Origin of the sequence: Campylobacter sp. BCW_6889, from assembly GCF_001762535.1 — a bacterium.
GTDB classification, from domain to species: domain Bacteria; phylum Campylobacterota; class Campylobacteria; order Campylobacterales; family Campylobacteraceae; genus Campylobacter_D; species Campylobacter_D jejuni.
Genome location: NZ_MJWZ01000023.1, coordinates 1 through 13947, shown reverse-complemented (window position 1 = coordinate 13947; position 13947 = coordinate 1). Strand labels below are relative to the sequence as shown.

Sequence of the window (13947 nt, the reverse complement as noted above, 5' to 3'; positions counted from 1 at the left end):
CCGAAAAATTTTATTTTTAGGAAACTATGATGTTTAAAACTATAGGATTTAAGGTTTCTGCTGCAATTTTTGTGGTGTTGCTTATAAGTTTTATTGTAATGCAAGTGATTTTAAATTTGGACTTTAAAAATACTGCCAATAAAATGAGCAGGGCAAATTTAGATACCGTAAGTACTTCTGTTTTTCAAACAATGAGAATGGCTATGAATTTAGGAGATCCTGAAAAAATTAAAGAAGCCATTGAAGATGCAAAAAGTATAGAGGGTATTAGTGATATTAAAATTTATCCTTCAAAAGATACTATAGATCTTTTTGAGATGAAAGCTCCTCAAATTTCAAATGATAAGCGTATTATAGAACAATTTTCAAATCCTAAAATTCAAGCTTTAGAAGAAAATGTAAATGGTGTTGTGCATTTAAGATTGATACGCCCTTTGATTGCAGATGAAAGTTGTGTTGCTTGTCATGCAAATGCTAATGTAGGGAGCGTGATAGGGGTTATGGATATATCGCATTCTTTAGAAGGTGTTCAAAAAGATATAAGTAAAACCAGTCAATCTTATATTATAATATTTACTATTGCTTTGATTTTTACCCTTTGTGTGGTTCTTTTAATGCTTAAAGTTGTTGTTGGAAAGCCTGTTTTAGAGCTTTTAAATCATGCTAAAGAATTAGCTCAAGGAAGTGGCAATTTAAAAGCTCGTATTTCAGTTAAAGGTCAAGATGAAATTGCTTTAGCTTGTGGATATATCAATCAATTTATCGAAAAAACTCACAAGGCAGTTAGCGGTGCAAGTCATAATTCAAAAAATGTAGAAAAACAAAGCAATCTTTTAAATTCAAATGCTATTTCTTTAAGTGATATCAGTTCACAAAGTCATAAGCAAATAGATCAAAGTTTTAAACTTGGTGCAAATGTTGGCAATGAACTTGGAGAACTTGCTAGTTTGTCAAATAAGGCAAATAGTGCCAATGAAAAATCCTTTTTATTATTAGAGCAAATGCTTAAATCTTTGTTTAATGTTGCTAATAAAGTATCAACAGTATCTCAAAATGAAAATGAATTGGCTAAAAAAGTTGAAAACATGGTTAATCAAGCAGGTAATATACAAAAAGCAACTCAAATGATGGATGAGATTGCAGATAAAACCAATTTACTATCCCTAAATGCTGGCATAGAAGCAGCTAGGGCTGGTGCATTTGGACGAGGTTTTTCTGTAATTGCTGAGGATGTTAGGCAGTTGGCTCAGAACAGTGAAGAATTTTTGGGAAATGTAGCTCAAATTACAAAAGAGCTTTTGCAAAGTATTAATGAGGTTAGCGCAGAATTAAAGAAAAATGCTCAAAGTATACAAGCTTTAAATGATGACACCACTTTATTGGTTGATGATGCTAATGAGGTTAAATTATGCAACGAAGATGCTAGGGCTTTGGTAACTCAATGTACTGAAAAAATAAAAATTTCCCAAGAGAATATACAAAATTTACTTTCTCGTATGCAAAAAAATGTCGAAGTAAGTGAAAAGAATGAAGAAATTTCTAAAATTCTGCTTCAAGTTGCAGATGAGTTAAAAATAGTGTGTCATAATCTCGAAAGCGAACTTAACCAATTTCAAATTTAAAGGAATAAAATGAAAAAAACGCTTCAAATTGCTTTAGCTGCAACTTTTTTTGCGGGTTGTGCTAGTACTTCTGTTACTTCATCTACTTCTAAAGGTAATAATGAACTTGTGCAAAACCAGCTTTTCAAAATAGAAAAAATTATAGTTAATGGTAAAACTTTTGATCCAAAAAACGCAGAGGAAAGTCCAAATATTAGTTTTGAAAATAATAAATTTTATGGTTATTCAGGATGTAATCGTTTTTTTGGTTCTTACCAAACTAAGGCAGATACTTTGCAAATCGAAGGTGATCGCGTAGCTTCAACTCAAATGCTTTGTCATCCAATGGATGTAATGGATTTTGAAAATTCTTTCCTTTCAAATTTCAAAGGAACTTTTAAAATTTCAAATGAAAATGGAAAACTTGTTTTAAGTAATGATGAAATGAAAATCTTTTTTAAATAATACACTAAAGCCTCGAAATATCGAGGCAATCTTCTTAAATTTGACAAAATTCCAAAAAATGATACAATTATAATTTTATTATCAAAAAAGGTAGTTAAATGATAAAATCAATTCCTGAATGGAGTGAGCAAGAATACCTCATGCTTTCTTTACCTCATGAAAAAAGCGATTGGAGTCCATATTTAGAGGAAATTTTGCAAAGTTATAAAGAATTTGTAAAAGTGGTAAGTGAATTTCAAAAAGTTTTACTTATAGCTCCTAAACAGAGTGATTTTGAAAATTTTAAAGATATAAAAAATGTTGAGTTTTTTAAATGTGATACAAATGATACTTGGATACGTGATTTTGGAGCTATAGATATAGTAGAAAATAATCGTTTAAAGGCTCTTGATTTTACTTTTAATGCTTGGGGAAATAAATTTCAAAGTGAGCTTGATAATGCTGTAAATTCTAAGCTTTTTAAAGAAAAATTTAAAGAGGGGCTTAAAAAGGTGGATTTTGTTTTAGAAGGAGGAAGTATTGACTTTAATGGAGAGGGTGTGATGCTTACAAGCTCTCATTGTCTTTTAAATGAAAATAGAAATTCTCATCTAAACAAAACCCAAATTGATATAAAATTAAAAGAAATTTTTGGTTTAAAACAAATTATTTGGCTAGAAAATGGTTTCATAAAAGGTGATGATACAGATCATCATATCGATACCTTAGCAAGATTTATAGATAAAAATACCATAGCACATTGTGTTTGTGAAGATGAAGAGGATGAGCATTATTTGCCTTTGCAAAAAATGAAAGAAGAGCTTAAAAAAACAGGCTTTGATTTAGTAGAACTTCCTATACCTAAGCCTTTATACTATAAAGGAAGAAGATTGGGGGCGACTTATGCGAATTTTGTTTTTATAAATAATGCTTTAATTGTGCCTTTTTATAAGGATAAAAATGATGAAATCATAACTAAAAGACTTTCTAAAGCTTTACCCAATCATAAAATTATAGGAGTAGATGCAAGAGTGTTTTTACGACAAAACGGTTCTTTGCATTGTTCTTGTCAAAATCGTTTCAAAGGTTTAAGATGAGTTTGCAAAAAAAAGCAACTCTTGTAGCAAGTTTATGTGCTATTGTTTTAGCCCTGGTTAAATTTATAGTAGGCTTAACAAGTGGTTCTGTTGCAGTGCTTTCAAGTGCGATTGATTCTTTAATGGATTTTGCTATTTCTGCTTTTAATTTTTTAGCTCTTAAAAAAAGCTCACAAAAGGCGAATGAAAATTATAATTTTGGTTTTTCTAAAATTGAAGCTTTAATGGGTTTGTTAGAAGGTGTTTTTATAGTTGGCGTGGGGATTTTTATTTTTTATGAGAGTATTTTAAAGATTTATTATAAAGAAGAAATTAAAGATTTAAATTCAAGCATCTATGTGATGATTTTTGCTTTAATTATGACTTTTTTTCTTGTGCTTTTTTTAAATTATGTAGCTAAAAAAACCAAAAGTTTGATTATAGAAAGTGATGCTTTGCATTACAAAACAGATTGCTTAACCAATGCTTGTACTTTAGGGGCTTTGGTTTTGATTTATTTTACAAATTTACATATTATTGATGCTATTTTTGGGATAGTGATCAGTCTTTATACGGCATTTTCTGCTTTTAAAATCATTAAAAAAGCTTTGGCTTTTTTAATGGATGAGGCTTTACCTAAGGAACAAGTGGATAAAATTTGTACTTTGATTTCTAATAATCCTGAAATAATTTCCTATCATGAATTAAAGACGCGTAAAACTCCAAGTTGTAATTATTTAAGCGTGCATTTGGTTTTTTGCCCTATAATTTCGCTTTTAAATGCGCATAAAATTTCAGATGAAATAGAAGAAGGTGTGCGTAAGATGTTTGAAAATGAAAAATGGGATATACAAATTCATTTAGATCCTTATGATGATGCAGAACAAGAAAGGCAAAGACAATGAAAATCGCTTTAATACAACAAAAATTTCACTCAAACAAAGAACAAACTATAAAAAAAACTTGCGAATTTATAGAAGAAGCCTCTAAACAAGGAGCTGAGCTTATTTGTTTAGGAGAGCTTCATCAAAGTGAGTATTTTTGTCAAAGTGAAAATGTGGATTTTTTTGACTATGCTAATGATTATGAAAAAGATGTGAAATTTTGGGCAAATATAGCTAGAAAAAATCAAATAGTGCTTATTACTTCATTATTTGAAAAACGAAGTGCCGGACTTTATCATAATACTGCAGTGGTTTTTGAAAAAGATGGTTCTATAGCAGGTAAATATCGCAAAATGCACATACCTGATGATCCTTGTTTTTATGAAAAATTTTATTTTACTCCTGGAGATTTGGGTTTTGAACCTATAAATACAAGTTTAGGTAAGCTTGGAGTGCTTATTTGTTGGGATCAGTGGTATCCTGAAGCAGCAAGAATTATGGCTTTAAAAGGAGCTGAGATTCTTATTTATCCCACGGCAATTGGTTGGTTTGATAAGGATGAAGATGAAGAAAAACAAAGGCAGCTCAATGCTTGGCTTGGTGTTCAAAAAGGACATGCTATAGCTAATGGTTTATATGTAGTAGCTATCAATAGAGTAGGTTTTGAAAAAGATGTAAGTGGGGTAGAAGAGGGCATTAGATTTTGGGGAAATTCTTTTGTTTTTGGCCCTCAAGGTGAAGAACTTTGTCTTTTAGATTCTCAAAACGAATGTGTAAAAATCATAGAAATAGATAAAAAAAGAAGTGAAAATGTGCGTCGTTGGTGGCCTTTTTTGCGAGATAGACGCATAGAATATTTTGCAGATTTAACTAAAAGATTTATTGATTAAATCAATAAATCTTATTTGTTTTGTATATTTTCAAGATAGCTTTTTATTTGCTCTTTTTCTTGTTCGTTTAAATTTATAAAACTTATTTCTTTAAGTCTTGATAAAAGCAAATTATCTTCTAAAATTTCATTTTTTCCTATTTCTAAAGAAGTGATGACGCTAGAACTTATGAGAAGTCTTTGGGTTGTATCTTTTCTTAAGCCCCATATATTATGTATGGCAATATTATTATCTGTAATTTGTCCTGCATAAAGCATAATATGTCCAGGTAAATAAAGTAAACTAAGATAAGCTTTCCCAAAGCGGTTTAAAAAATCTTTTTTTTGAGAATTGCTAAGAGTGCTTATATCAAAATGATTAAAAGAATTTTTTTGTGCAACTGAATTTCTTGGTAGATAAAGTCCAAAAGCTGAAAAGATATCACGAGTTAGTAAAGAACAATCTCTTTCAAAATTATAACCGCCCCAGCCATAAGGCAAATTTAAAACTTGTGAAAGTTGATTTTTTAAATTTTTATCATTGAATTGTAAAGGAAATTTAGATACATCTTTTTTAGAAATTTTATATTTTTTAGAACCTATTTTTCCATAAAAATAGTTTTTATCTTCTTTGTAGCAAGGATAAATAGCGCCAATTCTACTTTCAAAGAAAAATTTACCATCCTCGCTATAGATAGGAAATTTTTCTTTTAGTGGTGTGATAAAGTTGAGATTTTCATAGATTTTCGCTCTATCGTTTGAGAAAAATTCCAAATTTTTACTTTCAACAAATCCAAATCCAGCTTCACCTAAAACAAAAGCATAACGCTTATCTTTACTAAAATGTGAAATTAAGACAGGGGTTCCAGCATTTAAAATGCCATCGCTTGCATAGTCAAAAGGAATTCCTTCATTTTCAAAAAAAGGATTTTTTAAGATAGCTCTTTGGGTTGGAAGATTTTTAATGATTGTATTTTGGATAATTAAAGCTTTTTGATTAAGTTTACCGAATTCTTGGATATTTGCATTATTTATAGCGTTTTTAAACCATGAAAGTGGAATAATTTGTTTATTGAAAAAATAATAAGTATTTTTTGAATTTAAATATAAAGGAAAGGACCAAAAAATATTTTGTCCTTTGTAATTTTTAAACGAATCATGCCAAGGGTTAAAGAAATATTTTTTATATCGTTTTGCATCAAAATTAATATCGTAAGCAAATTGTGGTAAAATGCTTACATTTTGTTCGTATTCAAGTTTTGCATAATGTTGATTTTCATTTTTTTGTTCTAAATTTTCATGATGAAGTGAAGTTAAATTTTTTGTTGAACAAGCTGTTAAAAATAGCACTATAAAAGTAAAATATAAACAAGATTTCATAATCAACCTTTTAGAAAAAATAGTTATAATTAAAGCCAAGGAAATATAATGCTTGATAAACTAGAAAAAATTTTAGCTTATGATAATGTTTTTTTAAGTGGTGGTGCTGGAGTTGGTAAAAGCTTTTTGACAAATGAGCTTATCAAATCTTATAGAAAACAAAAAAAATTAGCCATAGCTCTTGGTTCTAGTGCTCTATCGGCGTTTAATATAGGCGGTGTTACTTTACACAGCTTTTTTTGTTTAGGGTATTGTGATGATATGATGAAATTAAGTGCATTGGATCGCAATCAAAAACAAAAAGAAAAATTAACAAAACTTAAAGAACTTTTAAAAACGATTGAGCTTATTATTATCGATGAAATTTCCATGGTTAGTGCAAGTGTTTTTGAAATGATAGGTTTTAGACTTAAAAATTCTCAATTTAATGGAAAAATTTTAGTTGTAGGAGATTTTTTTCAATTGCCTCCCGTAGTTAAAGAAAAAAAGGAAACTTTATTTAACCATTCTTATTATGCTTTTTCTTCATTTTTTTGGCAAGATTTAAATTTTAAGAATGTTAAACTTTCTCAACCTAAAAGAACGCAAAATATGGAATTTTATAACCATTTATCTTTGATTAGACAAGGTTTTTTAGATGAAAAAATTTTAAGCTTTTTTGAATCTTTGCGAATTGATTATAAAGAATTAGAAAATTTAGAAGATGATTATACTTTACTTTGTGGTATCAATAAAAAAGTAAACAATATTAATCAAGAAAAATTAAGCAAACTTGAGACCCCGCTTGTATGCTTTAAAGCTCAGGTTAAAAAAGAAGATAAGAGAATAAAAGATGAAGAGCTTGATTCTTGGATTAGAAGCTTAAATATATTGGAAGAATTAAATATTAAAATAGGCGCTCGTATTATTTTTTGTGTAAATAATTGGGATAAGAATTATTATAATGGAGAGCAAGGCATTATAGAAGATATTCTTTATGAAGAGGAGAAAATTTATATTAGCATTATTAAAAATAATGGGATGAAAATTTTACTTGAACCTTATACTTTTTTCATGGAAGAACTTGAGCAATCAGGTAAAGATTTTGTTGTTAATATTCTCGCAAGTGTTACACAGTTTCCTATTAAATTAGCTTATGCTATTACTATACACAAATCACAAGGTATGAGCATTGAAAAATTAGTGTGTGATATTGATCATATTTTTGAAAATGGACAGCTTTATGTCGCTCTTTCTCGCGCTACAAACCCAAATACTTTAAAAATTTATTCTACAAAAAAGATAAATTTTGGATTTTATTTTGCTAATATTTTAAAAATAGATTCTAATGTGATCGAATTTTATAAAAAACATAATTTTTTAGATCTTGAAATACAAGAACAAATCATTTAAAGGCATTAAATGAAAAAAATATTTTTAAGTGTTTTTTTGGTTTTGAGTTTAAATGCTCAAAATCTTGAAATAGATAACATAAGAACAGATTTGTATTCTAAAAGTGGGACAAATGTTCTTAAAAAAGTTGAAATTTCTTTGGAATTTGATGGGAATAATTTAAAAGAAAATGAAAATAAGTTAATTGATGCTGTAAATACAGTAATTTCAGGATTTTTTTACGAAGATATTTTTACAGAAATTGGAAAAAATAATTTTAAAAAGACTTTAGAAAAATTTTTAGATAAGAAATATAAGATTAAATTAGATGATATATATATCATATCTTTAAGCGGAGTGGAAAAATTTGATTTAGAGGAGTTTAAACGCTTTTTAGAAAGCACTGAGGCTAAAGAGAAGGGTATGGGCAGCGAGGTAAAAAAAGCACTTGAAAACTTAGAAGCTCCTAAAACTCAAGTTCCTAGTGTTGAAAAGATCTCAACTCCTAGTGTTCCAAATTTAGAAGTCAAACAAGTTGAACAGCTTTTCAAAGATTCAGATGAAGAAAATAAAAATGACAATGGAGAAATCAATATAGATAATTTAAATACACCTAAAATGACTCCAGATATAGAAGAAAAAATTAAAAGAGATTTAATCGCCAATCCTCCACAAATATTCAAAGAAAATAACGCAAGCAAGCCTTATCATTTACCACAAACAGGTTATGATATAAAGCTTGATGAAAATACAACGCAAAATTAGCGAACTATGTCATAATTTTGCGGAATTTTTGCCTTAAAAACATCGGAATTAATTTTTGGATTTTTAATTTGATTGTTTAGATTGATTATAACATCATTTTCAAATTCATCTTTATAGGATATGCTTTGAATTTGCTCTTGATTGAGTTTAATTGTATAATTTATATTATCATATTTTGCTACAAGTTTATCTTTATCTATAAGACTTGCTTTTTTGAAAATTTCATTAAGATTTGGAATGTTATCAAGATGAGAGAAAATGACTTGCTCTAGATCGTGCTCTATTATGGTTACTTGATTTTTGTTAATATAAATCTCTTTTTTACTAGGAGTATCATAACTCCAATATGCTTGATCTTTACTCAGTATAAAATGTCCAGAATAAGAAAGTGTAGAGTTTTTGGATTTTACTATTTGGATAAAATCGCTTGAAAAGGTATTAAAATTAAGATCAAGGGCAAAAAGTTGTCCTATAAAAATAAAAAATATCAAGAATGTTTTTTTCATTTATTTTCCTTAAAAAAATTATATTTTTTATATCATTCTAGCTAATTTTAATTAAATAATCGTTATAATGATAGTTTGAAAAATTTATAAAGGTTTAAAAATGTTTTTAAATACCTTAAAAGCCGTTTTTGGAACAAAAAATGATCGTGAAGTTAAAAAATACTTCAAGCGTGTAGCACAAATCAATGCTTTAGAAGGCAAATATCAAAATTTAAGCGATGATGAATTAAAAGCCGAATTTGCAAAATTTAAAGAGCAAATTTTAAGCGGAGAAAAAAACGAAAATGATATCTTAAATGATGTTTTTGCTATAGTCAGAGAGACAGGTAAGAGAACTTTAAATATGCGTCATTTTGATGTGCAGTTAATCGGTGGTATGGTTTTACACGATGGAAAAATCGCAGAAATGAAAACAGGAGAAGGTAAAACCCTTGTAGCGACCTTGCCTGTTGTTTTAAATGCCATGAGTGGCAAAGGCGTACATGTCGTTACAGTGAATGATTATCTAGCCAAAAGAGATGCTGAGCAAATGAGTGCGATTTATAATTTTTTAGGTTTTAGCGTAGGTGTGATTCTTTCTTCTCAAAATAGTGACATAGAGCACAAGCAAGCTTATGATTGCGATATTACTTATGGAACCAATAATGAGTTTGGTTTTGATTATTTGCGTGATAATATGAAATTTTCAAAAGTTGAAAAAGTTCAAAGAGAGCATAATTTTGTTATTGTAGATGAAGTAGATAGTATTTTAATTGATGAGGCAAGAACTCCGCTTATCATCAGCGGCCCTACAAATCGCACTTTAGATGGTTATATTAAAGCCAATGAAGTAGCTAAGCAAATGCAAAAAGGCGAAGTAGTTTTACCTCCTGCAAAACCTGAGGGTGATTTTGTGGTAGATGAGAAAAATCGTAGTGTTTTGATTACCGAAGCAGGTATTGCTAAGGCTGAAAAACTTTTTGGTGTAGAAAATTTATACAGTCTTGATAATGCTATCTTAGCACATCAGCTTGATCAAGCTTTAAAGGCACATAATCTTTTTGAAAAAGATGTGCATTATGTTTTAAGAAATAATGAAGTTATCATCGTTGATGAATTTACAGGGCGTTTAAGCGAAGGACGTCGTTTTAGTGAAGGATTGCATCAAGCTTTAGAAGCTAAAGAAAATGTAAAAATTCAAGAAGAAAGCCAAACTCTAGCAGATATTACTTTTCAAAATTATTTTAGAATGTACAATAAACTCGCAGGTATGACAGGAACTGCACAAACAGAAGCGACTGAATTTTCTCAAATTTATAGTTTAGATGTTATTTCTATACCGACAAATATTCCTATTAAAAGACAAGATAAAGATGATCTTATCTATAAAACTCAAAATGAAAAATTTAAAGCCGTAATTGAAGAGATTAAAAAAGCCAATGCTAAAGGTCAGCCTGTGCTTGTAGGAACCGCAAGTATAGAACGCAGTGAAGTTTTTCACAATATGCTTGTAAAAGAGAAAATCCCTCATCATGTTTTAAATGCTAAAAATCACGAACAAGAAGCTTTGATTATCCAAGATGCAGGTAAAAAAGGTGCCGTAACTATCGCTACAAATATGGCAGGTCGTGGTGTGGATATAAAAATCGATGATGAGATTAGGGCTTTGGGTGGGCTTTATATTATAGGTACAGAAAGACATGAAAGCCGCCGTATTGATAATCAACTTCGTGGTCGTGCAGGAAGGCAGGGCGATCCTGGAATAAGTCGTTTTTATCTAAGTTTAGAAGATAATCTTTTAAGAATTTTTGGTGGGGATCGTATTAAAAGCATTATGGATCGCTTAGGTATAGAAGAGGGCGAAAGCATAGAGTCAAGAATCGTTACAAGAGCGGTTGAAAATGCGCAAAAAAAAGTAGAAAGCTTACATTTTGAAAGCAGAAAGCATTTGTTAGAATATGATGATGTAGCAAATGAACAAAGAAAAACTATTTATCGTTATCGTAATGAGCTTTTAGATGAAAACTATGATATTAGAGCTAAAATTTCTCAAAATATCGCTGAATATAGCACAAATGTAATGAATGATTATATGCTTGATGAAAGCGGTTCTAATGTAAATTTTGAAAATTTGAAAGCAAAAATTTTATATGAGTGTTCAACTCAGATTAGTGAAAAAGATTTTGAAAATTTAAGCGTCATTGAAATGCAAGACAAGCTAAGTCAAATTCTTGAAAATTCTTATAATGAAAAGATGTCAAGACTTGAGATTAAAGAATTGCGTAATATAGAGCGTATTTTATATTTGCAAGTTTTGGATAATGCTTGGAGAGAGCATTTGTATCAAATGGATATTTTAAAAACAGGAATAGGACTTCGCGGATACAATCAAAAAGATCCTCTTGTGGAATATAAGAAAGAAAGTTATAATCTTTTCTTGGAGCTAGTTAATCGTATTAAATTTGATAGTATTAAACTACTTTTTAGTGTGCAATTTAATCAAGAAGAGGTACAAAATTTAGAAAATAAAGCCAATGAAGAAAATGAAAAGCTACTTCAAAGCTCAGTAGAAATGGGTGCAAGCGAAGATAATCTTGGCGAAGCTGAGTTTAAAAAAGTTCCACGCAATGCTCCTTGTCCTTGCGGAAGTGGAAAAAAATTTAAAGAATGCCATGGAAAAAGTGGTCCTAAGCAAGGAATTTTAGCTTGAATAAAAGCGTTTTAAAATATTTACTTTTTAAATATTTAAGATTTGATAAAGAACAACCCTTTATCAATCTTTCTATGCTTTTGGCCTTTTTAGGAGTTTGCGTAGGACTTTGTGTTTTGCTTGTAGCTATGGCAATTATGAATGGTTTTGATAAAGAATTTGAAAAACGCTTTTTTGTGATGAATTATCCTATTACTATTTTGCCTAAATTTTACGCTCCTGTAAATGATGAATTTATAGATGAGTTAAGAAAAACATTTCCAAATTTGTTATTTAGCCCTTATATAAGTACTCAAGTTGTTATAAAGGGGGATAATCGTTTTGAAGGTGGTGTGCTTTTTGGCGTTAATTTTAATGATGAAAAAAAAATAAACGAAGTGGTTGCTAAAGCTTTAAAGGATGAGAATTTAAGTGGTTTTGATATACTTGTAGGATCAGCACTTATTGATGAATTTGGTTTGCATAAAAATGACAAACTTTCACTTATTTTTTCAAATCTTAATCCTAGTGGATTTTCTTTAGTACCACAAACTAAACGTTTTGATGTTAAAGCGCGTTTTACTTCAGGGCTTGCATTTTATGATAAAGCTTATATGTACACAGATGTTGATGCATTGAAAAAAGTACTTGGAATGCCTAAAAATCCAAATTATGATGGAGTTCATGTATATAGTGATAATGCTTTTAAGGATGTTGAAAAAATTAAATCTTATTTAAAAGACGATTATGCTGTAGTAGGCTGGTGGGAACAAAATAAAAATTTCTTTTCAGCCTTAGAGCTTGAGAAAAGAGCGCTTTTTATAGTGTTGATGCTTATTATTTTGGTTGCAAGTTTAAATATAGTAAGTTCTTTATTGATGATAGTAATGAATCGTCGCAGTGAAATAGCACTTTTACTTGCCCTAGGTGCAAGCAAAAATGAGGTAAAAAAGAGTTTTTTTGCCTTAGGCATGCTTATTGGCGGCGGTGGTATGATAGTGGGTGTGATGCTTGCATTTTTTGCTTTATGGCTTTTAGGAAATTTTGATATTGTAACTTTACCTGCTGATGTTTATGGAACCAGTAAATTACCACTTGATTTGTCTTTAATGGATTTTTCTTTAACCATTATAGGTGCTTTAATAATCATAGCTTTATCGTCTTTTTATCCTGCAAAAAAAGCAACTCAAATTAACATTTTAGATACTTTAAGAAATGAATAAATTGTAATTTTGGAGATTTTTATTGTCTTTGTTTATCCAAAAAAATAAGAATTTTAAACCTTTAAAACCTCTATCAAAGTCAAAAATAATCACTAATTTAATTCTTTTGATTTTATTTTTAATATTGTTTTGTTATTGTAGTTTTAGTATAAGTGCTTATCATTTTGATTTTAGTGCAATTGCGACCTATAAAGAAAAATTTCTTCAAGGTTTTTTAAATACCTTAATAATCAGTTTTTTTTCTTTATTACTGAGTATAATTTTGGGTGGAGTTTTTTGTGCTTTTTCTTTAAGTTCAATTGTTTTTTTAAGATTTTTATCTATATTTTACATAGAGCTTATCAGAGGAACCCCTTTACTAGTGCAGGTATTATTGATATATTATATCGTTGCAAATAATTTAGGACTTGATAATCGATATGTGGCTGGAGTTATTATTTTATCATGTTTTTCTGCTGCTTACTTAGCTGAAATATTTAGAGCTGGAATTTTAAGTATTTCTATATCTCAGCTTGAGAGCGCTAGGGCTTTAGGGTTAAAAGAGATGCAGGTTTTTGCGTATGTAATTTTTCCCCAAGCTTTAAAAAATATTTTAGCACCGCTGAGTGGACAATTTGCAAATTTAATTAAAGATAGTTCATTATTAAGCGTTATTGCTGTAAATGAATTAACCCAAAGTGCACAAGAGATAAATTCTTATACTTTTGCTACTCTTGAAGCTTATGTAATTTTGGCTATTACATATCTTGTTTTGACTTTACCTATAAGTATATTTTCTCGTTATTTGGAGAGAAAATGCCAAAAATGATTTAAAAAAGCTTGACAAATAGAGCTAATTTTGGCATAATCACATTTTTATTTCAGAAAATGTCTCGTTAGCTCAGCCGGTAGAGCATCTCCCTTTTAAGGAGGGGGCCGTTGGTTCGAATCCAACACGGGACACCATTATAAAGGTCGCTTAGCTCAGTTGGTAGAGCGCCACCCTTACAAGGTGGATGTCATAAGTTCGAGTCTTATAGTGACCACCATTTTATAAAATCATAAATAGGTTTTATAATCTCTACTTCTTTACTTTGGATGCAGCGGTAGTTCAGCTGGTTAGAATGCCGCCCTGTCACGGCGGAGGTCGCGGGTTCGAGCCCCGTCCGCTGCGCCATCTTG

12 protein-coding genes and 3 tRNA genes are annotated in these 13947 nt (G+C 29.7%); 13 read left to right on the top strand and 2 right to left on the bottom strand.

All coding sequences use genetic code 11. The annotated features are described in order from the left end of the window. Window positions 1-29: 29 nt before the first annotated feature. From AJ939_RS01880 to AJ939_RS01860, 5 genes are all read left to right on the top strand, one after another. Window positions 30-1622, top strand: a complete 1593-nt coding sequence (locus AJ939_RS01880) for a methyl-accepting chemotaxis protein (RefSeq protein ID WP_002861702.1) — start codon at window positions 30-32, stop codon at window positions 1620-1622. Window positions 1623-1631: 9 nt separating this feature from the next. Further along, complete coding sequence (locus AJ939_RS01875) at window positions 1632-2066, top strand: META domain-containing protein (RefSeq protein WP_002871471.1); 435 nt, start codon at window positions 1632-1634, stop codon at window positions 2064-2066. Window positions 2067-2164: 98 nt separating this feature from the next. Then, the gene (locus AJ939_RS01870; RefSeq protein ID WP_002861700.1) at window positions 2165-3142 is read left to right on the top strand and encodes an agamatine deiminase; all 978 of its coding nucleotides are present in this window, start codon (window positions 2165-2167) and stop codon (window positions 3140-3142) included. Further along, on the top strand, window positions 3139-4026 hold the full coding sequence (locus AJ939_RS01865; RefSeq protein WP_002853697.1) for a cation diffusion facilitator family transporter: 888 nt from the start codon (window positions 3139-3141) through the stop codon (window positions 4024-4026). Before AJ939_RS01870 ends, AJ939_RS01865 begins: the two co-directional genes overlap by 4 nt. Beyond that, window positions 4023-4895 (top strand): N-carbamoylputrescine amidohydrolase, encoded by an 873-nt coding sequence (locus tag AJ939_RS01860; protein WP_002871473.1) that lies wholly within the window; start codon window positions 4023-4025, stop codon window positions 4893-4895. The genes AJ939_RS01865 and AJ939_RS01860 overlap by 4 nt, the downstream gene beginning before the upstream one ends. An 11-nt stretch (window positions 4896-4906) precedes the next feature. On the opposite strand, the gene AJ939_RS01855 is transcribed toward AJ939_RS01860, so the two are convergent. Continuing rightward, window positions 4907-6253, bottom strand: coding sequence for an SH3 domain-containing C40 family peptidase (locus AJ939_RS01855; protein WP_070233125.1), 1347 nt, complete (start codon window positions 6251-6253; stop codon window positions 4907-4909). Window positions 6254-6301: 48 nt separating this feature from the next. Between AJ939_RS01855 and pif1 the strand changes: the two genes are divergently transcribed. Further along, window positions 6302-7645 carry an ATP-dependent DNA helicase Pif1 gene (gene pif1 / locus AJ939_RS01850; protein WP_070233127.1) on the top strand — a complete coding sequence of 448 codons (1344 nt, stop codon included), beginning with the start codon at window positions 6302-6304 and terminating at the stop codon, window positions 7643-7645. Window positions 7646-7654: 9 nt separating this feature from the next. Continuing rightward, entirely contained in the window at window positions 7655-8389 is a 735-nt protein-coding gene (locus AJ939_RS01845; protein WP_070233129.1) for a hypothetical protein, read from the top strand. Here AJ939_RS01845 and lolA read toward each other — a convergent pair. Next, a complete protein-coding gene (lolA, locus tag AJ939_RS01840; RefSeq protein WP_002871477.1) occupies window positions 8386-8895 on the bottom strand; it encodes a LolA-like outer membrane lipoprotein chaperone in 510 nt (169 codons plus the stop codon). The genes AJ939_RS01845 and lolA overlap by 4 nt on opposite strands. Window positions 8896-8995: 100 nt before the next feature. Between lolA and secA the strand changes: the two genes are divergently transcribed. The 6 genes from secA (at window position 8996) to AJ939_RS01810 (ending at window position 13942) form a co-directional block, all read left to right on the top strand. Next, entirely contained in the window at window positions 8996-11584 is a 2589-nt protein-coding gene (secA, locus tag AJ939_RS01835; RefSeq protein WP_070233134.1) for a preprotein translocase subunit SecA, read from the top strand. Beyond that, window positions 11581-12786 (top strand): ABC transporter permease, encoded by a 1206-nt coding sequence (locus AJ939_RS01830; RefSeq protein WP_070233136.1) that lies wholly within the window; start codon window positions 11581-11583, stop codon window positions 12784-12786. Before secA ends, AJ939_RS01830 begins: the two co-directional genes overlap by 4 nt. A gap of 22 nt (window positions 12787-12808) precedes the next feature. Beyond that, complete coding sequence (locus tag AJ939_RS01825; RefSeq protein ID WP_044794404.1) at window positions 12809-13594, top strand: amino acid ABC transporter permease; 786 nt, start codon at window positions 12809-12811, stop codon at window positions 13592-13594. A 61-nt stretch (window positions 13595-13655) separates the two neighbouring features. Then, window positions 13656-13731, top strand: a tRNA-Lys gene (locus tag AJ939_RS01820). A gap of 7 nt (window positions 13732-13738) precedes the next feature. Beyond that, a tRNA-Val gene (locus tag AJ939_RS01815) sits at window positions 13739-13814 on the top strand. 51 nt (window positions 13815-13865) lie between these two features. Further along, window positions 13866-13942, top strand: a tRNA-Asp gene (locus tag AJ939_RS01810). The last annotated feature ends 5 nt before the right edge of the window (window positions 13943-13947 follow it).

Excerpts from the sequence above, each read along its gene's own strand:
- AJ939_RS01855 (WP_070233125.1), bottom strand. The coding sequence starts at position 6,253 with ATGAAATCTTGTTTATATTTTACTTTTATAGTGCTATTTTTAACAGCT.
- pif1 (WP_070233127.1), top strand. The coding sequence starts at position 6,302 with ATGCTTGATAAACTAGAAAAAATTTTAGCTTATGATAATGTTTTTTTA.
- AJ939_RS01880 (WP_002861702.1), top strand. The coding sequence starts at position 30 with ATGTTTAAAACTATAGGATTTAAGGTTTCTGCTGCAATTTTTGTGGTG.
- AJ939_RS01865 (WP_002853697.1), top strand. The coding sequence starts at position 3,139 with ATGAGTTTGCAAAAAAAAGCAACTCTTGTAGCAAGTTTATGTGCTATT.
- AJ939_RS01860 (WP_002871473.1), top strand. The coding sequence starts at position 4,023 with ATGAAAATCGCTTTAATACAACAAAAATTTCACTCAAACAAAGAACAA.
- lolA (WP_002871477.1), bottom strand. The coding sequence starts at position 8,895 with ATGAAAAAAACATTCTTGATATTTTTTATTTTTATAGGACAACTTTTT.
- AJ939_RS01870 (WP_002861700.1), top strand. The coding sequence starts at position 2,165 with ATGATAAAATCAATTCCTGAATGGAGTGAGCAAGAATACCTCATGCTT.
- AJ939_RS01845 (WP_070233129.1), top strand. The coding sequence starts at position 7,655 with ATGAAAAAAATATTTTTAAGTGTTTTTTTGGTTTTGAGTTTAAATGCT.
- AJ939_RS01875 (WP_002871471.1), top strand. The coding sequence starts at position 1,632 with ATGAAAAAAACGCTTCAAATTGCTTTAGCTGCAACTTTTTTTGCGGGT.
- secA (WP_070233134.1), top strand. The coding sequence starts at position 8,996 with ATGTTTTTAAATACCTTAAAAGCCGTTTTTGGAACAAAAAATGATCGT.